The following is a 20,732-nucleotide window of genomic DNA, read 5'->3' on the forward strand; positions in this document are numbered from 1 at the left end:
GACGTAAATCAGGATGATTAATTCACACTTCACAAGTAATACTTCATCAGTATGAAGTCATAATGATACGCTCAGGGCATACCCACGGCCGCTGTCTACCTTGCCGGATACCGCAGCGCGGCAATCACTTCAGCAAGGGCCGGGGCCATCTGCCGCCGGTTGGCATAGTAGAGGTGATAGCCGGGGAAACAGGGCCACCAGGCTTTCAAAACGGGGATCAGGCGGCCGGATGCAATGTGGTCTTGTGCCAGATCCAGTGGGATATAGGCCAGCCCAAGGCCATCCAGTGCTGCCTGCAGCATCAGGTAGGTGTTGTTAAAAACCGCTTGCCCCTGCACACGTACAGAGAGTGTTTTCCCTTCTTTTTCAAAATCCCAGGCGTAAAGCCCCCCGTGTGTCGGCAGCCTCAGGTTGATGCACTGGTGCGCCGTTAACCCGGCGGGGGTATCAGGCTCTGTTTTCCCGTTCAGGTAGTCCGGCGAGCCGACCACCGCCATGTGAAAGTCCGGGCCGATGCGGACAGCGATCATGTCTTTGTCCACCACGTCACCAACCCGGACGCCCGCATCAAACTGCTGCGCCACGATATCCGTCAGCGCATAGTCCACGCTCAGCTCAATCTGAATATCCGGATACTGCTTCAGCAGCGCCTGAAGCCGCGGCCAGAGCACAGAGGAGATCGCGTGATCGTGTGCGGTAATGCGTACGGTGCCCGCAGGTTTTTCACTCAGGGCGCGCAGGGAAGCCAGTTCACTGTCCAGCTCACTTAACATCGGCATCAGTGTGTGATAGAGCCGCGTGCCTGCGTCGGTCAGGGAGACGCTGCGGGTGGTGCGCGTCAGCAGCCTGACCCCCAGCCGCGCTTCTAGCGCAGTAATGGCGTGACTCAGGCCCGAACGGGACATTCCGAGTTGTGCGGCGGCGCGGGTGAAGTTTTTTTCACGCGCGACGAGTTGAAAGGCGCGCAGATCATTCAGGTTTTCATAGGTCATTGTTGCATCCTGTGCACATAGCCGTTCAGATTTGCCCATCTTATCAACCAATCCCACGGGTTTTACACTGCATTATGTCGCCATGACCGGCATCTGTATCCCATACTGATAAACGGAGACCCGATGAAGAGACTTGCCGTTGCTGCTATCTCCCTTGCGCTTTCTGTTTCCGCTGTTTATTCAAAGGAGCACTCACCCATGATCACCATTATGCAAAGCGGCGCCAAACCTTCTGCCAAAGGCCCGGCGGACTATTTCACCGGCACCGTCCGGATCGATTCCCCGTTCCAGGGGACGGAGCCTGCCCGCATCGGCGGCGCGACCGTGACCTTTGAACCCTCGGCCCGCACCGCCTGGCATACGCATCCGCTGGGCCAGACATTGATTGTCACTGCCGGCCGCGGCCTGGTACAGGAGTGGGAAGGGCCGGTACGGGAGATCCGGCCGGGTGACACGGTGTGGATACCGGCCGGTGTGAAACACTGGCACGGCGCCGCGCCTGAAACCAGCATGTCCCACATCGCCATTGCCGAAGCGCAGGACGGCAAAGTCGTTGACTGGCTGGAGAAGGTCAGCGACGAGCAGTACAGGTCTGCGGAAAAAGGGTAAGGCGGGGCGGCGCATGTATGCTGTGCGCCGGCCATATCCGCATCAGGGCACCTGATGCGGTTTTATGGCTGAAAATCGGGTGGGGCAAAAAGTCTTACGATTGCTTCTCCATCAGGTCTACCATCGCGCCTTTGTGCGCATCGACGTTACGGATGTAGCGCATCAGGGTTTCCGGTTTTTTCCAGGTGCCCTCCTGCATGATCTGCGCAACGCTGTACCCCTGTTGCGCCATATCCTGCGCGGCACCGACGCGGGCGCTGTGGCCGCTCCAGCCGAGATAGCGATCTTTATTCGCCTTCACCTTTTTGCCCTGCCCGGCGGCCCGCCACGCCTGGGCGAAGATCGCTTCCAGCGCCGGGGTAGTGAGCGGGCTGCAGGTGTTCACGATCGCTTTGTTAATGCGGTGGACTTTGCAGAACAGGTAAGCATCCGGCTCGCCGGCCAACCCCGCCAGAGTGATCCACTCAGTGAGGCGCCGGGAAGAGAGCGTACTGAGCGCCTTCACCAGCCCGCCGGTCTGTACGATGGTTTTGGTGTAGCCGACATCCAGAATGAGGCGGCCATCTTCCGCGCGCGTGACGTCACTGACCCGCAGACGCGCCAGCTCACTGACCCGCAACAGCGTGCTGTAGGCCACATGCAGAAACGCCAGATTGCGCCGATCCTGCAGGCGCGCTGAACCTGACCACGCGTTGTCCAATACCCTCAGATCGGCCAGCCGGAACGGCACCGCCTGCCCGGTGCGCTCGCCGGTCACCACGGCCACGCGGTTAATTTTCTTCATCGTGCGTGATACCGAGGGTGACGCGTTCGGCGGCAGCAGCCCGGCGTGACGGTGTAACATCGAGATCAGCGAGGCATGGGTAGAAATGGTCGACGACGCCCGCCCGGCGGTTTGCAGGAAAGTCAGGTAATCCCGCAGGTCACCCGGTGCCATCGGCAAAAACGTGCGCTGGTGTTCTTGTGACCAGCGGTGGCAGCTGCGCATTACGCTCAGCAGTTGCCGCCAGGTATTCGGCGAAAAAGCCTCTTTATCCTGCACAAATTCCCGGAGCCGCGCGGCGATCTCTTCCTCAACGGAGAGTGCCGGTAACATGCCGTGGGACGAGGTTATCTTTGACATAACACGCCTGTTTTTTCGCCTTTTTGTGAGGGTGTCGCTACGTGAAATCTAAAGCCTAAGCAGGGGCCTTGCCTTGCAGATTTTACGTAGCGCGATCAGGTGGATTAGACGCCTGATGGAGTAAGTATAGCGGGGATAATAACTTTATATAAGTCCCATTATATAAAGTTACAGGCGTGTAGGCCGCGCCATTTTGAAATAGTTTACCCTTTACGTTATCACCGGGCGTACGGCCCGTCGGCGATGGAATCCCGGATAATCAGTTGCCCCGGCATCAGGGAGAGGGGGGCGACCTCCTCCCCGTCCAGCATGTTGGACAACTGCATCAGGGCGCTTGACACCATCTCCGCCATCGGGACATGGACGGTGGTCAGGGAAGGGATAAAAAAGGGCGCGACCGGGATATCATCAAAACTGAGCAACGAAATGTCGCCGGGGATCCGGAGGCCCGCCGCATGCAGGGCGCAGGCAGCGCCGATCGCCATATCGTCATTGCTGGCGACAATCGCCGAGAAGGTGACATCTCTTGCGAGCAGCTCTTCAGCCGCGCGGCGGCCGCTTTCACTCGTCCAGCAGCCTTCCAGAATCAGGTTTTCATCATATTCCAGGCCATTCCCGGCGAGCGAGGAAATATAACCCCTTAAACGGCTCTGCCCGGTGTGGGAACTGCCCATGCCTTTGATAAAGGCGATCTCCCTGTGCCCTTTTGAAATTAAATGGTTTACCGCATTCAGCGTATCGTTTTCATGATCGGCACAGACGGAATATTGCGGGAATTTTTTCAGCCGGCGGTTTAAAACAATTAATGGCTTACTGATGGTCGGGATTAAGGCGTCAATATCCTCAACGCTTAAATAGCGGGGGTAAATAATCACGGCATCACAGCAGCTGTCCACCAGAAAATTAATCGCCTGGCGTTCCTGTTCTGCGTTGTGTTTACCGTCCGCCAACACGAGCTGGGAGCCTAATTGCTCTGTTAATGTCGCGGCCTGAAATAAAAGCTCTGTAAAAAAGGGGCCGTGGTAAAGCGTATTGGGCACCATCAAACCGATGCTGTGCGAACGGTTGGTTGCCAGGTTCCGGGCCAGCAGGTTGGGCCGGTAACCCATTTCATCCACGGCCAGCATCACCCGGTCTCTCACGGTTTTCGATACATAAGAGTGCCCCGCCAGCACCCGTGAAACGGTTGCTTTCGAAACGCCGGCGCGTTTTGCAACATCGAGCATCGTAGTCATTCAGCTTCCTTTTCAGCGTCCCCCGGCATTGTAACGCAAAATCCACCGTTGAAAAATGACCATTTCCGGTAAGGGATAACACCAGGCGCAGAACGCCGATAATAAGCCCGGTGCCGCGTTGCGTAAATAGGATGATTTCCCTGAAAAATAATCTGTAACCGGTATCAGATTAATCTTCTATCGGCACTGAAAATAGGATTCATAGGTTTGAGTTATGGATCACAAAAGAAACAAAACGAATCTGTAACCGGTTGCAGACGCACGGCGTAAAGCGTACATAGTTAAAAAAACGGAGGATATCATGATGAAAATTCTATTGTGCTGTTCCGCAGGTATGTCTACCAGTATGGTCGTGCAAAAAATGCAGAAAGCCGCGTCACAGCGGGGCGTGGAGGCGGAAATTAATGCCGTCGGCATGGAAGAGTTTACCCGTCACATCGCAGAGTATGACTGCTGCCTGCTCGGCCCGCAGATTAAATATAAGCTGGCGGATTTCGAACGCGTTGCGCAGGAATATAAAAAACCGGTCGCCGTGATTAATACCATGGATTACGGCATGCTGAATGGGGAAAAGATCCTGACGTCAGCACTCGCCCTGATTGATGCCAATAAGGGGGCGTAATGAGCACACTGGCTGATTCCTTATTTGGAGTGATTGAGAACCGCATCAGCCCCATTGCCGCGAAACTCTCTTCGCAGCGGCATGTGGTGGCGATTAAGGATGGCTTTATCGCCTCCATGCCTTTCCTGATTGTGGGTTCATTTATGTTGCTGTTCTCCCACCCGCCCTTCAGTGAAAACAGCCAGTGGGGCTTTGCCCAGTGGTGGCTGGGCATCATCAAACAGTATAACGACCAGCTGATGATGCCCTACAACATGACCATGGGCATCATGTCGATCTTTATTACCGGTGCCATCGCCTACAACCTGGCACAAAGCTACAAGATGAACGGCCTGATGGCGGCACTGCTGTCGCTGATGGCCTTCCTGGTGGTGGCGTCGCCACAGAAAGATGGCACGCTCTCTGTGGCGTCCCTGGGCGGGGAAGGCATTTTCACCGCCATTCTGATCAGCCTCTACTGTACGGAAGTGATGCACCTGCTGGTGAAGTTCAACATCGGCTTCAAATTGCCGGAGCAGGTGCCGCCGAAGATCCGGCAGTCGTTTGACCTGCTGATCCCGATTATGGTGATTTTCCTGACCCTTTACCCGCTGAACCTGTTTATTGAGAACCACTTCGGACTGTTGATCCCTCAGGCGATTATGTCGGTGTTTGCGCCGATTATCTCCGCAGCGGACTCCCTGCCGGCGGTGTTGATTGCGGTGCTGCTCTGCCACCTGCTCTGGTTTGCCGGCATCCACGGTGCGGCGATTGTCGGCGGGATTTTGCAGGCATTCTGGCTGAGCAACCTGGGGCTGAACCAGGAGGCGTTAAACGCCGGCCAGGAGATCCCGAAAATCTTTATCGAACCGTTCTGGCAGTTCTTTATCACCGTGGGCGGCTCGGGCGCCACCATGGGGCTGGTGATCCTCTACCTGCGCAGCCGTTCCGCGCACCTGCGTTCTATCGGCCGCCTCGGCTTTGTGCCGGGCCTGTTTAACATCAATGAGCCGATCATTTTTGGTTCGCCGGTGGTGATGAACCCGCTGCTGTTTATTCCGTTTATCACCACACCGCTGATCAACGCCGTGATTGCCTGGACGGCCACCCGCACCGACCTGATCAACCATGTGATCGCCCTGGCCCCCTGGACCACTCCCGGCCCGATTGGCGCGGCCTGGTCAACAGGCTGGGACTGGCGCGCCGTGCTGCTGGTGGCGTTCCTGATCTGCTTATCCACGCTGATTTACTACCCGTTCTTCAAAATGTACGAACGCCAGCTGCTGGCACAAGAAGCTGAGATGGTGAATGAAAACCTGGTCGCGGAGGCGAAATGATGGAAGAGATGCAGGAACTGGAAAGCACGGTAATGGAGTTAATCATTCATGCCGGTGAGGCGCGTTCGGCCGCCATGCAGGCACTTCAGGCAGCAAGAAAACACCATTGGGCCGAGGCGGATGAGTACCTGGAAAACGCCAGCGCCGCCGCCCGCGAGGCCCATAAGATTCAGACAGCCCTGATCGGCGCGGATGAGGGCTGCGGCAAGATCGCCGTCAGCCTTATCCTCGTCCATGCGCAGGATCACCTGATGAACGCGATGCTCTGCCGCGATCTGGTGGAAGAGCTGATCTACCTGCACCGCGAAGTGCAGGAACTGTCAAAAACCCAAACGCATTAAGACGCTGTTAATCACAGAAAAGGATGGATTATGTCGACGTTACCGGCTGATTTTCTCTGGGGGGGTGCCGTGGCGGCACACCAGGTTGAAGGTGGGTGGAAAGAGGGCGGAAAAGGCCCGAGCATTGTGGATGTCTTAACCGGCGGCGCGCACGGGGTCGAGCGTGAAATTACCGACGGCATCGTCGAGGGTAAACACTACCCGAACCACCTGGCCACTGACTTTTACCACCACTACAAGGAAGACATCGCCCTGTTTGCGGAGATGGGTTTTAAATGTTTCCGCACCTCCATCGCCTGGACGCGCATCTTCCCCCAAGGTGATGAGCCGGAACCCAACGAGGCGGGGCTGAAATTTTATGACGACGTCTTCGATGAGCTGCTGAAATATGGCATCGAGCCGGTGATCACGCTTTCCCACTTCGAAATGCCGCTGCACCTGGTCAAACAGTACGGCGGCTGGCTCAACCGCGAACTCATCGATCTCTTTGTGCGTTACAGCGACGTGGTGATGCGGCGCTATAAGGGCAAAGTCAAATACTGGATGACCTTTAACGAGATCAACAACCAGCGTAACTGGCGCAGGCCGCTGTTTGGCTACAGCAACTCCGGCGTGATTTTCACCGACCATGAAAAGCCTGAAGAAGTGATGTACCAGGTGCTGCACCACCAGTTTGTTGCCAGCGCGAAAGTGGTGAAGCTCGGCCACCAGATCAACCCGGACTTCAAAATCGGCTGTATGCTCGCCATGGTGCCGCTCTACCCGTGGTCCTGTAACCCGGACGACGTGATGTACGCGCAAAAATCGATGCAGGAGCGCTACCTGTTTGGCGATGTGCACATGCGCGGCGCGTACCCCTCCTACATCCTGAAAGAGTGGGCGTTGCGCGGCTTCAATATTGAGATGGCCCCGGAAGATGCGCAGACCCTGCGTGAAGGCTGCACCGATTACCTCGGTTTCAGCTACTACATGAGCAACGCGGTGGAGTACGCGAGCGCCGCCGGGGGCGACAAGGAACTGGATGCATTCCCGGGCAGCCGCAAAAACCCCTATGTGCAGGCCTCCGACTGGGGCTGGCAGATTGACCCGGTGGGCCTGCGCTATACGCTGAATGCCCTGTATGAACGCTACCAGAAGCCGTTATTTATTGTCGAAAACGGCTTTGGCGCGGTCGACCAGGTCACGGAAAACGGCGAGATCCATGACGACTACCGCATCTCCTACCTGCGTGAGCACATCGTCCAGATGAAAAAAGCGGTGCTGGAAGACGGCGTCGACCTGATGGGCTTTACCCCCTGGGGCTGCCTTGATTGCGTGTCGTTCGGCACCGGCCAGTACAGCAAGCGCTACGGCTTTATCTATGTGAACCGCAACGATGACCAGACCGGCGACTTCTCCCGCTCGAAGAAGAAAAGTTTTGACTGGTATAAGAACGTCATCGCGACCCGCGGCGAGTCACTCTGAAGCCTGTCAGCGGCCAGTAAGGAGCGGAGCATGAAAATAGCAGCCTTTGATATTGGCGGTACGTCGCTGAAAATGGGGATTGTGACCGGGCAAGGGGATATTCTGCACAAAGATAAAAAGGATATTCCCCACCGCTCCGGCGACGCCATTCTTGCAGGCATTCTGGGCTGGCTGAAACAGCACCCGGAATCTGAAGGCATCGCCATCAGCGTGCCCGGCTATATCAACCCGCACAGCGGCTTTATTACCATGGGCGGCGCGATTCGTGATTTTGACCATTTCGATATCACCACCTGGCTGAAAAACAAGACCGGCCTGCCGGTCAGCGCGGAGAATGATGCGAACTGTGCGCTGCTGGCCGAACGCTGGCTGGGCCGCGCCCGGCAGATGGACAATTTCCTGATGATGACCATCGGCACCGGCATCGGCGGCGCGATCTTCTGTAACGGCGCACTGGTGAACGGCCACCGCTTCCGCGCGGGCGAGTTCGGTTACCTCCTCAGCGAACGCCCCGGCGGCGACCGGCTGATGAAGTCCACCATGAATGAGACCTGCACGCTGACCGTCCTGCGCCGCCGCTACGCCAGCCAGGTCGGGAAAGCGCCGGAAGAGGTAACCGGCGAGGAGATCTTCGGCCTCTATGATCAGGGCGATGTGGTCTGCTGCCGCCTGGTGAACCAATTTATGCAGGACATCTGTTCGGGCATCCATAACCTCGCCCATATTTTCGACCCGGAATGTATTTTCCTCGGCGGCGGTATTACGGAGCGCCCGCAATTCCTGGAAGAAATTAACCAGCATCTGAAATGGTATAACCTCCCGGCCGAGGTAAAAGGCGCGCAGCACGGAAACAGCGCCGGCCTTTTAGGGGCGGCACGGCACTATATTAACCAGCACACGTAACCTTTCCAGCCTGCCCGGCAGGCTGTTTTTATCTGTTTCGCCATGTTCAGGAAAATAGCATCCACCCGGTGAGGCGCACGGCTGCCCGGCGCGGCCGCGCCCTCACCTCACTGAAACCAAATGGAGTGATACCCTATGTCAAATAAGATCAAGATTGTCACCATCGGTGGGGGTTCCAGCTATACGCCGGAACTGATTGAAGGGCTTATCCTGCGCAAAGATCAATTACCGATTGCCGAGCTGTGGCTGGTTGATATTGACGATGGCGCCGAGAAGATGGAAATCGTCGGGAATATGGCGAAGCGGATGATCGCCGCGGCGAAGCTGGACTGGCAGGTGCATTTGACGCTGGACCGCCGGGAAGCCCTGAAAAATGCGGACTACGTCACCACTCAGTTCCGCGTCGGCTTGCTGGATGCCCGCCTGAAAGATGAAGTGATCCCCCTGGCCAACGGCCTGATGGGCCAGGAGACCAATGGCGCGGGCGGTATTTTCAAAGCGTTCCGCACCATTCCGGTGATCCTCGGCATCATCGACGATATGCGCGAATTATGCCCCAATGCCTGGCTGGTGGATTTCACTAACCCGGCGGGGATGGTCACAGAAGCGGCGATTAAGTACGGCAAATGGGAGAAAACGGTCGGGCTGTGCAATGTGCCCTTCGGCCATATTACCCAGGCGTGCAAAGTACTGGGGAAAGAGGAGAAAGATCTCTACTTCAAATTTGCCGGGCTTAACCACTTCCACTGGCACCGCGTCTGGGACCAGCAGGGCAATGAGCGCACCGCCGAGCTGATTGAGAAAATCTACTCGCCGGAGCAGCAGGAGAGAACCGACGAAGGGCTGAAAAACATCCACCAGATCCCGTTCCACTTTGACCAGGTGAAACATCTGGGCCTGCTGCCGTGCGGCTACCATCGCTACTACTACCTGCAGGAGCCGATGCTGGCCCACGCCATCGACGAATTCGAGCGCTACGAAACCCGCGCGGAGGTGGTGAAAAAAACCGAGGCACGCCTGTTTGAGCTGTATAAGGACGTTAACCTGAACTACAAACCTGAAGAGCTGAGCCAGCGCGGCGGCGCGCATTACAGCGACGCAGCCTGTGACCTGATTGCGTCTATCCAGAATAACAGCGGCAAACTGATGGTGGTCTCCACCCGCAACAACGGTGCCATTGCTGACCTGCCGTTTGATTGCGTGGTAGAGATCACCGCCGCCATTACCTCACATGGCCCGGAGCCGCTGCGCTGGGGGGCGCTGCCACCTGCTGCCCGCGGGATGATCCAGTTAATGAAAGCGATGGAAGAGACGGTGATTGAAGCCGCCGTCACCGGCGATTACGGTGCTGCCCTGCACGCCTTCACCATCAACCCGCTTATCCCGGCGGGCGACACCGCGGTCAAGGTGCTGGATGAGCTGCTCTACGCGCACAAAGCGTACCTGCCGAAGTTTGCGGAGAAAATCGCGCAGATCGAACAGGAGAAGCCGGACGTCGTGGCGTTCGTCGATACCTTGCTCGCTGACCGGAAAGCCCATGCCTGACGGCAGCCCTGCCCTGCCGCCTCCTCGTGAGGCGGCAGAACGCGCCCCCGGTTATTTTTTCCGCTCGCTGTAGAGCACGCCGCCGCGCGCCTTATTTTCCGCGTTGGTTTCGATAATCGAGACCACCACGCGATCCCTTTCAACCCCTAACGTCTCCACCACCGCTTCGGTGATGTTGACCATCAACGCTTTCTTTTGCGCGGCAGAACGGCCCTCTACCGCATACACCACAATCTCAGGCATCGTCATTTCCCTGTTTTATTGGTGGATCTGCGCAATCACTGCCGCAGTAAACGCCCGGGTGCCGGTGCTGCCGCCCAGGTCACGGGTGCGGTGCGTGGGATCAGCCAGCACCTTTTCCACCGCGTGATGGAGGGTCGCGCCCGCCTCTGCCCAGACCGGCAGCGCTTTTTTCTCGCCCATCCATTCCAGCAGCATCGCGACGGAGAGGATCATCGAGGCCGGGTTGGCTTTGTCCTGATTCTGGATGTCCGGCGCGGAGCCGTGTTGCGCCTGGGCGCAGCACTGGTGGTCACCCGCCATCACCGAACCGGCCAGCCCCAGGCTGCCGGACAGCTCACTCGCCAGGTCAGAGAGGATGTCGCCATAGAAGTTGGTGGCCACCAGCACATCGAAGCGCTCCGGGTTGCGCACCAGATGCGCGGTGGAGGCATCCACCAGCAGATCGTCCAGTTCGACCTCCGGGAACGCTTTCGCCACATGGCGCACCGCTTCCAGGAACAGGCCATCCGTCATGTGGAAGCTGTTCGCCTTATGAATGGCCGTGACTTTTTTCCTGCGTTTGGCCGCCAGCTCAAAGGCGCGGCGGGCAATACGCTCAGAGCAGTGGCGGGTAATTTTACGGGTCGAGAGCGCCATGTCCGGCGTCGGCATCACCTCCCCCCAGCCGCGGGACATGTTGCGGTCGGGGTAAAAGCCCTCTGTCGCCTCTCGCATGATCACCAGATCCATGCTTTTGCCTTCCCGCAGGTTGCTGGGGATATAAGGGCGCGTCCGGGCCGGGCGCACATTGGCGTAGAGATCCAGCCCGACGCGGAACGCGCTGGAGACGTTGATGCCGCCTTTGTCAGGCGGGGGATAATCGGCGTGGGAAATGGTGCCCAGCAGGATCCCCTCATAAGTGCGTGCGCTTTCCAGCAGCTCCGGGCGCAGCGTGGTGCCATATTTCTCCAGGCTGGCGAAGCCGATCTCCTGGTAGTCATACTCAATACCGAGGCCATGCTTTTTATCAACTTCTTTTAACACAGCGACGGCGGACTCAATGATTTCAGGGCCGATGCCATCCCCCGGCAGAACGAGAAATTTCATGACGTTTTCCTTACCTTACTCTGACGGATTAACGTTTGTGTTCTGCCGCAACCGGCCGCGTTTCGCCGGTCTCAACCAGCGTGCGAGTGGCGTCCCGTGAGCCGTAGATCCACATGATCTTCATCGGCTCGGTCTCAGATGCGTTTCTGAACCGGTGGGGCACGCCCGCAGGGATGAAGGTGACATCCTGCGGCCGGACAGCGAATTCCCGGCCATCAATATCAAAAATGGCATTGCCCTCCACCAGCAGCACGCTCTCTTCACAGTTATGGAAATGGAACGGGATCTTCGCCCCACCGGCGAACTCGGTATAACCGGTGATAAAGGCGCTGGCCCCCATGCCTGCCGTCACCAGCGGAGTGGTGCTGGCACCGCCGCCGCGGTCATACTTTTTGATATCCGCCGGGTGCAATAAATAGGCATTCGATTCAGTTTTCATCATGCGCATTCCTTTATCTGGCAAGAGGGCCCATCACGCGCCTGGGTACGGTTACGGCCCTTTAATGGTATATTGTTAAATCAAAGTACCATAAAAGAGTAACAGGAAAACGGACGCCGCCCCTTTTTGCTACCCGCATCACACCTGGGCCGTGGTAACAAATTTACGGATTTCACGCTCTCAGGGTAAAGTTGGCCATCTGCTATTCACAGGGTGAGCGGTTATGCCCCAGACGCTGTCAACGCAATTGGTTCAAAGCATTATTCACTACATAACCAGCCAGTCGCTGCCGGTCGGCGCACGTCTGCCGGAACGCGCCCTGGCTGAGCATCTCCGCGTCTCCCGCTCGCCGGTGCGCGCTGCCCTGGCCAAAATGGCTGACGACGCCCTGATCAGCCGCCACCCCGAAGGCGGCTATGTCGTGGCGGAAGGGGCGCTCGCCTGCCCGCCCTTTATCGAGCCGGTGAAAAGCAATGCCGATGAGATCTACTTCAGGATCGCTGATGACCGGCTCAACGGTGAGTTGCCGGAGAAGGTGACCGAGAACGAGCTGATGCGCCGTTACAGCGTCACGCGCAGCCTGCTGAATGACATTCTGATGCGCATCCACCATGAGGGGTGGATTGAGCGCCTGCCCGGCCACGGCTGGCTGTTCGCTGAGCCGATATCCTCCGGCAGTGCCTACAACGAGAGTTACCGTTTCCGGAAAATTATTGAGCCGGCAGGGATACTCGAACCCACCTTCCGGCTGGATGAGGCGCGTATCCTGCAATGCCGGGAAGAGCAGGCCTGGCTGTGCGACGGTGCCATCTTCTCCGTGACGCCCGCCCAGATTTTTGATGCCAACGCCCGGCTCCATGAAGCTATCGCGGCCTGTTCCGGCAATATGTTTATCCTTGACGCCCTGCGCCGCCTGAACAGCGTGCGCCGCCTGATGGAGTACACCAAAGCCGTGGACCGTGACCAGGCCCTGCGCCGCTGCAAAGAGCACCTGGTATTGATTAACCTGCTGCTGGAGGGCGAGCAGGAAGCAGCATCGGACTACATGCGGATGCACCTCTCTAACGCCTCGCGTGAGAAACAACTCAATTAGAACCCGATGCATAAGGCGCAAGGGTCAGCCCCCTTCCGGGTCTTTGAGGTAACAAAAACCCTGAAACGCAAAACCTATTTTCTGATAGCGAGCGCAGGCACTTAACAGAACTGCCCCATCAGCGCCGGTCGTGAACGAAAAGGCGGCTTAGCACTATGCGGAGACGCATAGTGATGCTGGGTTTCAGGCAAAAAGTATGCTGTAACTAAAAACCTATTATGCACATAAATCGTGATATTTACCGGGCAGGATAAAAGCGGCCGCGCAAATAGAGGGCGACATGACAACCCCCTGTTAACAATAAAGGCCTTTTGTACCGTGGCACTTCCGGTGGGCGTGGCCTGAAACAGGGTTCAGGCCGTTAAAATGAGGAATATGAGAACACACTACCCGCTTTTCGCGGGATCGCGGAAAACGGGTATACCCTTTTATCAATGAAACACACGGCTCAGTTATCGAGCCTCATATAGTGGGTATCTCCTACACACACGGCCATTGAGGTATCAAGCGTCATCTGTTTTATGTCCTCTTTACAGGCAGTAAGATCGTCATAGCCGCTGGGGTTCACTGCAATCATATGCCCGTTCCGTGACATAAGGCGCCAGTTCCATCGTTGGCGGGTGTCCTGATAGATATAAAAATAGGCGAGTCCTGACTGCTTCATAGCCATCCTTATTTGAGTAGAGGGTTATTTTGCCGCTCCTATAAACCAAGCGAAGCGGTAAAATAAGCATGGTCGTGTTTTTATTAACCCTCCAGTTTCCCTGATGAAACTGATAAAAAATGAGAACGTTTAACTCGCGTCCCGCCTGTAAATCCCCCATCATTTTTCTAAAAATAAACACAAAAAACCATAATTCTCATCAAAATGCTTCCGTATTCAACGATGTGAATGCAGGGTAATTATACTTTTACCCAAGGATGTAAAGTGAGTATGCCCAGGTACGGGATGAATTGATAAATCATACCGGGGGATTATCATTTCATTGCATACAGAATCAGGACATGACATAACGCGGCCGGGAATATCGCTTAATGATACCTGTCCGTACATTCACTGTTTCTTATTATGGGAAGGAGAGGATAATGTCTGCACAAAATAAATTCTTTGAGAAGCTGGGCAGCAGTGCCCGAAAGAAATCGGTAAATGACAGCCTGCAGGATGACATTCTCTTCTACAAAAAAGAGACCCAGCGCCTGTTGGATACGGTTGAGCGATGGTTTCGTGACACCCCTATCCGATGTAAAACCTGGGAAAACAGCCTGACCGAGCAGGTAGCGCCAGATGTCATTTATCAGATCCCTGGGATGACGCTGATTAACGACGATAAACATCTCCATATTACCCCGCTGGGGATGTATTGCTTTGGCGGGGTTAAGGGGCGGTTAATTGTGTCATTACTGATGAAGAATGAGGAGAAGAACCTGTTTGAATGCCGGCTCAACGACAGCCGGGCCGATTTTGACGAGTGGGCCCTGATTGACTGCTGCAAGAAAAAGAAAGTGATGCCGTTCAGGGAGGATACGTTTTTTGAATACATTTATGAGTTCGCGTAACCGCGCGCCGGGCCTGCCTTTTTGACCTCTCTCAGCCCGCCGCAAGGCGGGCTGGCTCTGCCAGGCCTTCTCCTGCCCGGTTATCTGGTTACAAGAGCGGGCTGAGGGTAAGAGCGCGTACGGGTAGACGCGTGCGCCACAGTGCCGCCCCTGTCAGGCACCGTTCTGGCGCGGTCAGCTGCCGCGATAGGTTGAATAGCCATACTGGCTCAGCAGCAGCGGCACGTGATAATGCTCGGCGGTGTTACTGATATGAAACTCCACCGGGATCTCCGGGAAGAAGCTCTCCTGTTTTTGCTCGCTGAAATAGCGCCCGGTTTTGAACACGACGCGGTAATCCCCGGCGGCTGCCGGCTGCGAAGGCCAGAACTGTTTGATGCGCCCGTCCCGGTCAGTGGTAGCCTGGTTTAACAATTTCCAGCCTGCCTCCTGCTTCTGTTCCAGCGTCACTTCAACATTGGCGGCCGGTTTACCGGTCTGCTGGTTCAGCACATGTACACTTAACAGGTTTTGCTCTGCCGCCATCGCAGTGGCCGAAGCGGTAAGGGCGAGCGCCAGGGCCGCCGCATGTAAATAGTGTTTCATCGTGAATCCCTCTGTTTGAATGTTTCCCTTGTTATAACCGGGAACCAGGGTCAAACACCTGACGCCAGCATGACAAAAATGTCAGAGTGGCTGGGGTACACGCCGGGGTATTCCGGCTATAGGTGTGTAAATGCTTCAGGCACGGCGCTTAAAACCTACCTATTGACTGAAATCAATCCTTACGCTGATTGCTGTTGTATGCCACGGGTTACCGGCCTATGTTCATTTCAGAACATAAATACTTCATTTCCTGATGCATGGAGCAGAGAGAGGGGCGCATCGGATTATTTAAGAGAAAATGCGAGGGAAATAATCAACATTTTCTGATGAACACCAAAAAAGCTTTGCAAGATGCACGAAATCAGAAATTAAAAACCCAGCAATTTTGTTAGGGTACTTTCAGTTTAACAAATAAATATTTACCCGTCATTTCTCCGCGGAAAAATTAAAATTTTAACTAAAAACCAACAAGGGCCGGTTATGTACTACAGCAATGAAATTATCAGTTATCTGCAGGCTAATAAAATTCTGTCATTAAAACTCGACCACGCATTAACAGATGTAGGAAAATCTGTATCAAATCAGGTTAAAACGATAGGTGCAGGCGCAACGCGCGCGCTTTATTACATATCCTGCTTTACTGATGAATATCAGGACGTCTGTCAAAGACAACAGATCGAGGACATCCGGTTCTCCAAGGGAATTTATCATATTCTGAGACGTGAAGATGTTATTTATGAAATGCTAAAAATCTACTTTGAAGAAACATTCCGATACAAAACATATGATCAGATAGAACAAATAAAACAAACATTAATGACAGTGAATGTTCATGTTGCTGCCAGTTCACTCACAAACGTAGGGTTTGCTTTAGCAATGGCATCATCCGTCGCTATTGGTATGAATTTAAGTCTTGAAATTAGCGCGTTAGTAGGCAACTGGTCATCAAGAGGAATCGCGTCACTTGGTATATATGGTGTCGTTCAAAAAGCTGCAGATAGCGCACGTCGCCTCCACTTTATGTACCCCGCTTACTATGTCGCGCTATATGGCCAAGAGTTGGAGATGATGTACTTCTTGATCGAACCGCTGTTTGAGCGGGCTGAGGCACTTACCGCGCAATGGGCATCGGATAGTGATATTGCAGACATCATCACTAAGATGATTCGGTAAATCATGATGAACTTTGTTAGAAGATTTTTTAACCGGCTGATTAAGTCATTATTTTCAATGTATAGCCCTGCATTATTAACTCTCTTATTTGCAGTCGTCTTGGTACAAATTTTCCCTAATGGTCCTATATGGCCTGTACCTGTTTTTCTCGTATTTATGCTAATTATCTTTGGGCGTTACATGAAATAGTTTTTTTAAAATTAGCGTTATCTAACATTTAATTATAAGGATATTGTATGTCTACTCCCGCACATTTATGGCTTGAAGATGAAAATGGTTCTCCTATTGTTGGCAGTTGTTTAATGCCGCGGCGCATAGGTTCTATCGAATTAAAATCATTCTCCCACGGTGTAACTATCCCGGTGGATCCGAACTGGGGAAAACTCACAGGTACGCGCGTTCATCGCCCTATCACGATAGTGAAAGAATTTGATCAGACAACACCAATACTGTACCGCGTTGTTTGCGAAGGCCGAACGATGAAGAAAGCGATAATTAAGATGTACCGTATTCTGGAATCAGGTATTGAATCCGAGTATTTCAATATTATCCTGGAAAACGTCAAGTGCACTACGATTGCGCCATATCTGTCTCCTAACGGTATGAGTCGTACTCACCTTGAAACGCTCGAATTACGTTATGAGGCAATCACCTGGAAGTATACGGAGGGAAATATACTTTATCGTGATTCGTGGAATGATCGTTGTTGTGCCTGATAACGCAGGGCACCAGAGGAGGCTAATGTCGCCTCTCATACTCGGATTCCGGTTTCACGTACAGTGCTGTGATCGGGGCATTAATGCGCTCTGCCCAACGCATGGCAGCGCGCATGCCTGGTTATGATCCGGAAAATGGTTTCGCTAGCGTTGGTAAGATGTAAAAAACGTCATCGCGACTGCACTCAGCAGTAACAGGCCACTCAGGCCAAATGCGCTTTGCCATCCAAGGCGGTCAAACAGCACCCCTCCTGCCGTTGAACCAAGCGCAATCGAGAGCTGGATAACCGCGACCATAAGGCCTCCGCCTGCCTCAGCATCTTCGGGCAGCGTCCGTGCCAGCCATGTCCACCAGCCTGTGGGGGCTGCTGTCGCAAGCATCCCCCACAGGCTTAGCAGTCCGGCAACCGCCCAGGGGTGTTGCCCGGCCAGAAGTAAGGCTCCGGCAATCGTCGCCATCAGCAAAGGGATAATCATTAACGTCTGGTAGAACCTGGCGTTCAGAAATGGCGTAATGATCAACGTGCCGGCAAACCCCGCGACACCGATAGCGAGCAAAATTAAGGAAAGGCCGGAGGCGTTGACTCTGGTCACCGTCTCCAGAAACGGCCGGACATAGGTAAACAGGGCAAACTGCCCCATAAAGAATAATCCGCAGGCCAACAGGCCGGTTGAGACGATGGGGAATCTGAACAGATGAAATACCGGCCCACGCGGCTTGTGGGCTTTATCGCTTTCCATCGCCGGCAGGCTCAGGTATTGCCAGATGAACGCAGCGATCGCCAGCGGCACGAGCGATAAAAAGGCGCCCCGCCAGCCCACCGTTGCCCCCAGGTAGCTGCCGAGCGGTGCCGCGACGACGGTTGCCAGTGCATTCCCACCGTTAAAAATGGCCAGTGCACGGGGTACCTGATGCCGGGGCACCAGGCGAATGGCGATGGCCGCTGACAGTGACCAGAACCCACCGATGGCGACACCGATCAGGGCGCGCCCCACCATATAACCCAGGTAACTTGACGCCAGGCCGATAAGCGCGCCCGACACAGCCATCAGGAGCGTCAGTCCCAGCAGCAGGTGTTTGCGGTTCATATTCCCGGCAATGCTGGAAAGAGTCAGGCTTGTCAGCACCGCCAGTGCCCCGGACAGGGCAATCCCCTGACCGGCCAGCCCCTCCGTAACGTGCAGATCCGCGGCAATGGGCGTCAGCAGGCTGACCGGCATAAACTCCGATGCGATCAGGATAAAAACGCAGAGCGACATGGCCAATACGCCGCCCCAGTGTGCGTCTGTTTTACTGCATGATGTTTTAACGTTCGTGGTGGACATAATTATCTTCTCTGGATATTGCCCAGCGGGTGTCAGATACAGCCAGGCAGACGTTATTCATAAAATAACGCCAAAAAACGCGGACAGGCGTAAAAGGCGGGGTAAACGCCGCCCGCAAAAGCCAGGCGGCGTGATTAAGGTTTCCGGCTTAACGGTTTATTTCAAATTGGTTTTGAAAAATTGCTCAAAGGTGGCAAAGGGTATTTTACCGGCGGCATTGTCATAGAGATCAACATGGTTTGCCCCCGGGACAATCACCAGCTCTTTCTCTTTGCTGCCGAGCGCCTGATAGGCGTCTTCAGCAAAATAGCGTGAATGCGCCTTTTCACCGGTCACGACCAGCGCAGGGATAGTGATCTCCTTTGCATAGCTCAGCAGCGGCATAGTCATAAACGACAGCGGCGTCGTTGCAGTCCATGCGCCGGTTGAGTTGACGGAACGGGCATGGAAGCCACGCGGCATCCGGTAATAATCGAAAAACTCTTTCAAAACCGGGTTGGGGTTCGCGGGTAATGTTTCCGGCAGAATACGTGCGGACGCAGTAACGTTGCCTTTATCATCGACATAAATATCATGCCCGCCGGGCGCGAACGTGCCGTTTTCCGCATCCTTCCAGCGCTGCTCGTTCAGGTAATGCAAAACCGCACGGCGGTCGACCGTTGAATACCTGTCTTTACCGTCGCCCACCCCATGCCCCATCGCACGGCTCATGTCGTACATAACACTGGTCGCCACCGCTTTAACGCGCGTGTCCATCGCGGCGTCATTTAGCGCCATACCGCTCCAGCCGCAGAGACCAAGCAGCCCGATCTTGTGACGATCCACCTCGCGTTGTAAGCCCAGAAAATCGACCGCCGCGCTGAAATCCTCGGTGTTAATGTCCGGGGAGGCGACATTGCGCGGGTAGCCGCCGCTTTCGCCGGTATAGGAGGGGTCGAACGCCAGGGTAACAAAGCCTTTTTCAGCCAGCGTCTGCGCATAGAGGCCACTGGACTGCTCTTTGACCGCGCCGAAGGGGCCGCTTACGGCAATGGCCGCCAGCTTGCGATCGCCCCGATCTTTGGGCAGGTAGAGATCCCCGACCAGGGTGATCCCGTAACGGTTCCGGAAGGTCACCTTACGGTGATCTACCTTCGTGCTTTCCGCGAAGGTTTTATCCCATGTTCCGACCATTGAGACAGGCGCGTTTGGGTTGGGTGTATCGGCATAACTCATCGTTGTAACTCCACTTAATGACGCACATAGCAGCATGGCAGCTGACAGTTTTCTGGTGAAAGCCCTCATCACTCGCTCCCCTGAAAATAGGTGGTATTTACCGGTCTGATACGGACAACACAGCGTTGCGTTATTGCAATGCGCCCATTGTAGCCAGCGGTAATCGTGCTGATTAGAGGGGAAAAACTGCTAGGATTAATGTCTTATTGTTATAAATAGCGGTACAACGGCGAGGGCAAGAGAGTGGCAAAACGGGAAAACTATAACGATCTCTATCTGTTTATGCTGGTGGTACGGGAAGGGAGTTTTACTGCCGCGGCACAACGGCTTGGGCTGGCGCAATCAGGGATTAGCCGGTCTGTCCGCGAACTTGAAGAGCGGCTGGGCGTACAGCTTCTGGTGCGCACCACGCGCCGGCTGTCACTGACTCAGGCGGGTGAGCAGCTCTATCAGACGGTGGCATCCGGGTTCGATGCGTTAGACCAGGGGCTTTCCACGCTGGCCTATTACCGGAATACCCCCTCCGGCACAGTACGTATCAACGCCAGTCAGCACGCCATTGATAAACTGCTCCTACCGAAGCTGGCAGTGTTTAAACGGCGTTACCCGGATATCAGGCTGGAGCTGATCAGCGAAAGCCGGTTTGTCGATATTATCGCGGAGAGGTTCGATGCCGGGGTGCGCCTCGGCCCGGAAGTGGGCAGCGGCATGGTCGCAGTGCGCATTTCGCCTGATATGGAGATGGCCGTTGTCGGCACGCCTGAGCACTTTCGCCGCTACGGTTTCCCGCAAACACCAACCGATCTGGTGGCACATCCCTGCATCGCTTACCAGTTCGGTGACGGCAGCCTGTACGCATGGGAACTCAATCAGGACGGAAAAAAGATTGCGCACCGGCCACAGGGGCAGTGGGCCTTTGCTGACAGCTATATGGAAGCCAAGGCCGCCAGGCTGGGCCTCGGCCTCGCGTATGTCCCTGAGGAGCTGATTGCTGATGATGTCGGGCAAGGCCGGCTTATCAGGGTTCTGCAACGTTACAGCCTGCGCCTGGACGGGTCTTTCCTCTATTACCCCCACCGCAATGCATCTCCTGCCCTGCGGGCGGTGATCGATACACTAAGAATATGAGCGTCAGCCTGAAACTTCTGC

At 55.1% G+C, this 20,732-nt stretch carries 22 protein-coding genes; 12 read left to right on the forward strand and 10 right to left on the reverse strand.

The genetic code is table 11. The features are described 5' to 3' along the window. Positions 1–95: 95 nt before the first annotated feature. Positions 96–992 carry a LysR family transcriptional regulator gene (locus tag CYR32_RS10305; protein ID WP_101824313.1) on the reverse strand — a complete coding sequence of 299 codons (897 nt, stop codon included), beginning with the start codon at positions 990–992 and terminating at the stop codon, positions 96–98. Between the two features lie 201 nt (positions 993–1,193). Between CYR32_RS10305 and CYR32_RS10310 the strand changes: the two genes are divergently transcribed. Then, positions 1,194–1,601, forward strand: coding sequence for a (R)-mandelonitrile lyase (locus tag CYR32_RS10310; RefSeq protein ID WP_241523803.1), 408 nt, complete (start codon positions 1,194–1,196; stop codon positions 1,599–1,601). 94 nt (positions 1,602–1,695) lie between these two features. Here CYR32_RS10310 and CYR32_RS10315 read toward each other — a convergent pair whose 3' ends face one another. Next, positions 1,696–2,724: a tyrosine-type recombinase/integrase gene (locus tag CYR32_RS10315; RefSeq protein WP_101824315.1), complete on the reverse strand. Its 1,029-nt coding sequence runs from the start codon at positions 2,722–2,724 to the stop codon at positions 1,696–1,698. 218 nt (positions 2,725–2,942) lie between these two features. After that, complete coding sequence (locus tag CYR32_RS10320) at positions 2,943–3,959, reverse strand: LacI family DNA-binding transcriptional regulator (RefSeq protein WP_101824316.1); 1,017 nt, start codon at positions 3,957–3,959, stop codon at positions 2,943–2,945. 301 nt (positions 3,960–4,260) lie between these two features. On the opposite strand from CYR32_RS10320, the gene CYR32_RS10325 reads away from it, so the two are divergent. The 6 genes from CYR32_RS10325 to CYR32_RS10350 all read left to right on the forward strand — a co-directional run bounded on the left by CYR32_RS10325 (position 4,261) and on the right by CYR32_RS10350 (position 10,150). After that, on the forward strand, positions 4,261–4,581 hold the full coding sequence (locus CYR32_RS10325; protein WP_101824317.1) for a PTS sugar transporter subunit IIB: 321 nt from the start codon (positions 4,261–4,263) through the stop codon (positions 4,579–4,581). Beyond that, on the forward strand, positions 4,581–5,897 hold the full coding sequence (locus CYR32_RS10330) for a PTS sugar transporter subunit IIC (protein WP_101824318.1): 1,317 nt from the start codon (positions 4,581–4,583) through the stop codon (positions 5,895–5,897). The genes CYR32_RS10325 and CYR32_RS10330 overlap by 1 nt, the downstream gene beginning before the upstream one ends. Next, positions 5,894–6,238 carry a PTS lactose/cellobiose transporter subunit IIA gene (locus CYR32_RS10335; RefSeq protein ID WP_420912830.1) on the forward strand — a complete coding sequence of 115 codons (345 nt, stop codon included), beginning with the start codon at positions 5,894–5,896 and terminating at the stop codon, positions 6,236–6,238. The genes CYR32_RS10330 and CYR32_RS10335 overlap by 4 nt, the downstream gene beginning before the upstream one ends. Before the next feature lie 30 nt (positions 6,239–6,268). Further along, complete coding sequence (locus CYR32_RS10340) at positions 6,269–7,702, forward strand: 6-phospho-beta-glucosidase (protein ID WP_101824319.1); 1,434 nt, start codon at positions 6,269–6,271, stop codon at positions 7,700–7,702. Positions 7,703–7,732: 30 nt separating this feature from the next. Further along, entirely contained in the window at positions 7,733–8,605 is an 873-nt protein-coding gene (locus CYR32_RS10345; protein ID WP_101824320.1) for an ROK family protein, read from the forward strand. 135 nt (positions 8,606–8,740) lie between these two features. Then, positions 8,741–10,150, forward strand: a complete 1,410-nt coding sequence (locus tag CYR32_RS10350; protein WP_101824321.1) for a 6-phospho-beta-glucosidase — start codon at positions 8,741–8,743, stop codon at positions 10,148–10,150. Between the two features lie 51 nt (positions 10,151–10,201). Here the strand turns inward: CYR32_RS10350 and CYR32_RS10355 are convergent, their stop codons facing one another. From CYR32_RS10355 to CYR32_RS10365, 3 genes are read right to left on the reverse strand one after another with little or no spacing between them, the layout of a single operon-like run. After that, the gene (locus tag CYR32_RS10355) at positions 10,202–10,393 is read right to left on the reverse strand and encodes a tautomerase family protein (protein WP_101824322.1); all 192 of its coding nucleotides are present in this window, start codon (positions 10,391–10,393) and stop codon (positions 10,202–10,204) included. A 15-nt stretch (positions 10,394–10,408) separates the two neighbouring features. Continuing rightward, the gene (locus CYR32_RS10360; protein WP_101824323.1) at positions 10,409–11,479 is read right to left on the reverse strand and encodes an isocitrate/isopropylmalate dehydrogenase family protein; all 1,071 of its coding nucleotides are present in this window, start codon (positions 11,477–11,479) and stop codon (positions 10,409–10,411) included. Positions 11,480–11,507: 28 nt separating this feature from the next. Then, entirely contained in the window at positions 11,508–11,921 is a 414-nt protein-coding gene (locus CYR32_RS10365; protein ID WP_101824324.1) for a cupin domain-containing protein, read from the reverse strand. Between the two features lie 220 nt (positions 11,922–12,141). Between CYR32_RS10365 and CYR32_RS10370 the strand changes: the two genes are divergently transcribed. Beyond that, a complete protein-coding gene (locus CYR32_RS10370; RefSeq protein WP_101824325.1) occupies positions 12,142–13,011 on the forward strand; it encodes a GntR family transcriptional regulator in 870 nt (289 codons plus the stop codon). Positions 13,012–13,459: 448 nt separating this feature from the next. On the opposite strand, the gene CYR32_RS10375 is transcribed toward CYR32_RS10370, so the two are convergent. Then, positions 13,460–13,675, reverse strand: coding sequence for a YegP family protein (locus CYR32_RS10375; protein ID WP_101824326.1), 216 nt, complete (start codon positions 13,673–13,675; stop codon positions 13,460–13,462). A 422-nt stretch (positions 13,676–14,097) separates the two neighbouring features. On the opposite strand from CYR32_RS10375, the gene CYR32_RS10380 reads away from it, so the two are divergent. After that, positions 14,098–14,568 (forward strand): hypothetical protein, encoded by a 471-nt coding sequence (locus tag CYR32_RS10380; protein WP_101824327.1) that lies wholly within the window; start codon positions 14,098–14,100, stop codon positions 14,566–14,568. A gap of 174 nt (positions 14,569–14,742) precedes the next feature. Here CYR32_RS10380 and hiuH read toward each other — a convergent pair whose 3' ends face one another. Further along, positions 14,743–15,153, reverse strand: coding sequence for a hydroxyisourate hydrolase (gene hiuH, locus CYR32_RS10385; protein WP_101824328.1), 411 nt, complete (start codon positions 15,151–15,153; stop codon positions 14,743–14,745). A gap of 480 nt (positions 15,154–15,633) precedes the next feature. Here hiuH and CYR32_RS10390 point away from each other — a divergent pair, with 480 nt between their 5' ends. After that, positions 15,634–16,326 (forward strand): hypothetical protein, encoded by a 693-nt coding sequence (locus CYR32_RS10390; protein ID WP_101824329.1) that lies wholly within the window; start codon positions 15,634–15,636, stop codon positions 16,324–16,326. A gap of 236 nt (positions 16,327–16,562) precedes the next feature. Further along, positions 16,563–17,042 carry an Hcp family type VI secretion system effector gene (locus CYR32_RS10400; protein WP_101824331.1) on the forward strand — a complete coding sequence of 160 codons (480 nt, stop codon included), beginning with the start codon at positions 16,563–16,565 and terminating at the stop codon, positions 17,040–17,042. 144 nt (positions 17,043–17,186) lie between these two features. Here CYR32_RS10400 and CYR32_RS10405 read toward each other — a convergent pair whose 3' ends face one another. Then, positions 17,187–18,368, reverse strand: a complete 1,182-nt coding sequence (locus CYR32_RS10405) for an MFS transporter (protein WP_101824332.1) — start codon at positions 18,366–18,368, stop codon at positions 17,187–17,189. A gap of 156 nt (positions 18,369–18,524) precedes the next feature. Next, entirely contained in the window at positions 18,525–19,652 is a 1,128-nt protein-coding gene (locus CYR32_RS10410; RefSeq protein WP_101824333.1) for an alpha/beta hydrolase, read from the reverse strand. Between the two features lie 174 nt (positions 19,653–19,826). Here CYR32_RS10410 and CYR32_RS10415 point away from each other — a divergent pair, with 174 nt between their 5' ends. Next, complete coding sequence (locus CYR32_RS10415; RefSeq protein WP_101824334.1) at positions 19,827–20,711, forward strand: LysR family transcriptional regulator; 885 nt, start codon at positions 19,827–19,829, stop codon at positions 20,709–20,711. The last annotated feature ends 21 nt before the right edge of the window (positions 20,712–20,732 follow it).

Origin of the sequence: Chimaeribacter coloradensis (genome assembly GCF_002858715.1) — a bacterium.
Lineage (GTDB): Bacteria > Pseudomonadota > Gammaproteobacteria > Enterobacterales > Enterobacteriaceae > Chimaeribacter > Chimaeribacter coloradensis.

Coding starts and splice junctions, on each gene's coding strand:
- CYR32_RS10320 (WP_101824316.1), bottom strand. CDS start 3,959: ATGACTACGATGCTCGATGTTGCAAAACGCGCCGGCGTTTCGAAAGCA.
- CYR32_RS10390 (WP_101824329.1), top strand. CDS start 15,634: ATGTACTACAGCAATGAAATTATCAGTTATCTGCAGGCTAATAAAATT.
- CYR32_RS10355 (WP_101824322.1), bottom strand. CDS start 10,393: ATGCCTGAGATTGTGGTGTATGCGGTAGAGGGCCGTTCTGCCGCGCAA.
- CYR32_RS10380 (WP_101824327.1), top strand. CDS start 14,098: ATGTCTGCACAAAATAAATTCTTTGAGAAGCTGGGCAGCAGTGCCCGA.
- CYR32_RS10305 (WP_101824313.1), bottom strand. CDS start 992: ATGACCTATGAAAACCTGAATGATCTGCGCGCCTTTCAACTCGTCGCG.
- CYR32_RS10335 (WP_420912830.1), top strand. CDS start 5,894: ATGATGGAAGAGATGCAGGAACTGGAAAGCACGGTAATGGAGTTAATC.
- CYR32_RS10315 (WP_101824315.1), bottom strand. CDS start 2,724: ATGTCAAAGATAACCTCGTCCCACGGCATGTTACCGGCACTCTCCGTT.
- CYR32_RS10360 (WP_101824323.1), bottom strand. CDS start 11,479: ATGAAATTTCTCGTTCTGCCGGGGGATGGCATCGGCCCTGAAATCATT.
- CYR32_RS10405 (WP_101824332.1), bottom strand. CDS start 18,368: ATGTCCACCACGAACGTTAAAACATCATGCAGTAAAACAGACGCACAC.
- CYR32_RS10400 (WP_101824331.1), top strand. CDS start 16,563: ATGTCTACTCCCGCACATTTATGGCTTGAAGATGAAAATGGTTCTCCT.
- CYR32_RS10375 (WP_101824326.1), bottom strand. CDS start 13,675: ATGAAGCAGTCAGGACTCGCCTATTTTTATATCTATCAGGACACCCGC.
- CYR32_RS10365 (WP_101824324.1), bottom strand. CDS start 11,921: ATGATGAAAACTGAATCGAATGCCTATTTATTGCACCCGGCGGATATC.
- CYR32_RS10340 (WP_101824319.1), top strand. CDS start 6,269: ATGTCGACGTTACCGGCTGATTTTCTCTGGGGGGGTGCCGTGGCGGCA.
- CYR32_RS10345 (WP_101824320.1), top strand. CDS start 7,733: ATGAAAATAGCAGCCTTTGATATTGGCGGTACGTCGCTGAAAATGGGG.
- hiuH (WP_101824328.1), bottom strand. CDS start 15,153: ATGAAACACTATTTACATGCGGCGGCCCTGGCGCTCGCCCTTACCGCT.
- CYR32_RS10370 (WP_101824325.1), top strand. CDS start 12,142: ATGCCCCAGACGCTGTCAACGCAATTGGTTCAAAGCATTATTCACTAC.
- CYR32_RS10350 (WP_101824321.1), top strand. CDS start 8,741: ATGTCAAATAAGATCAAGATTGTCACCATCGGTGGGGGTTCCAGCTAT.
- CYR32_RS10410 (WP_101824333.1), bottom strand. CDS start 19,652: ATGAGGGCTTTCACCAGAAAACTGTCAGCTGCCATGCTGCTATGTGCG.
- CYR32_RS10330 (WP_101824318.1), top strand. CDS start 4,581: ATGAGCACACTGGCTGATTCCTTATTTGGAGTGATTGAGAACCGCATC.
- CYR32_RS10325 (WP_101824317.1), top strand. CDS start 4,261: ATGATGAAAATTCTATTGTGCTGTTCCGCAGGTATGTCTACCAGTATG.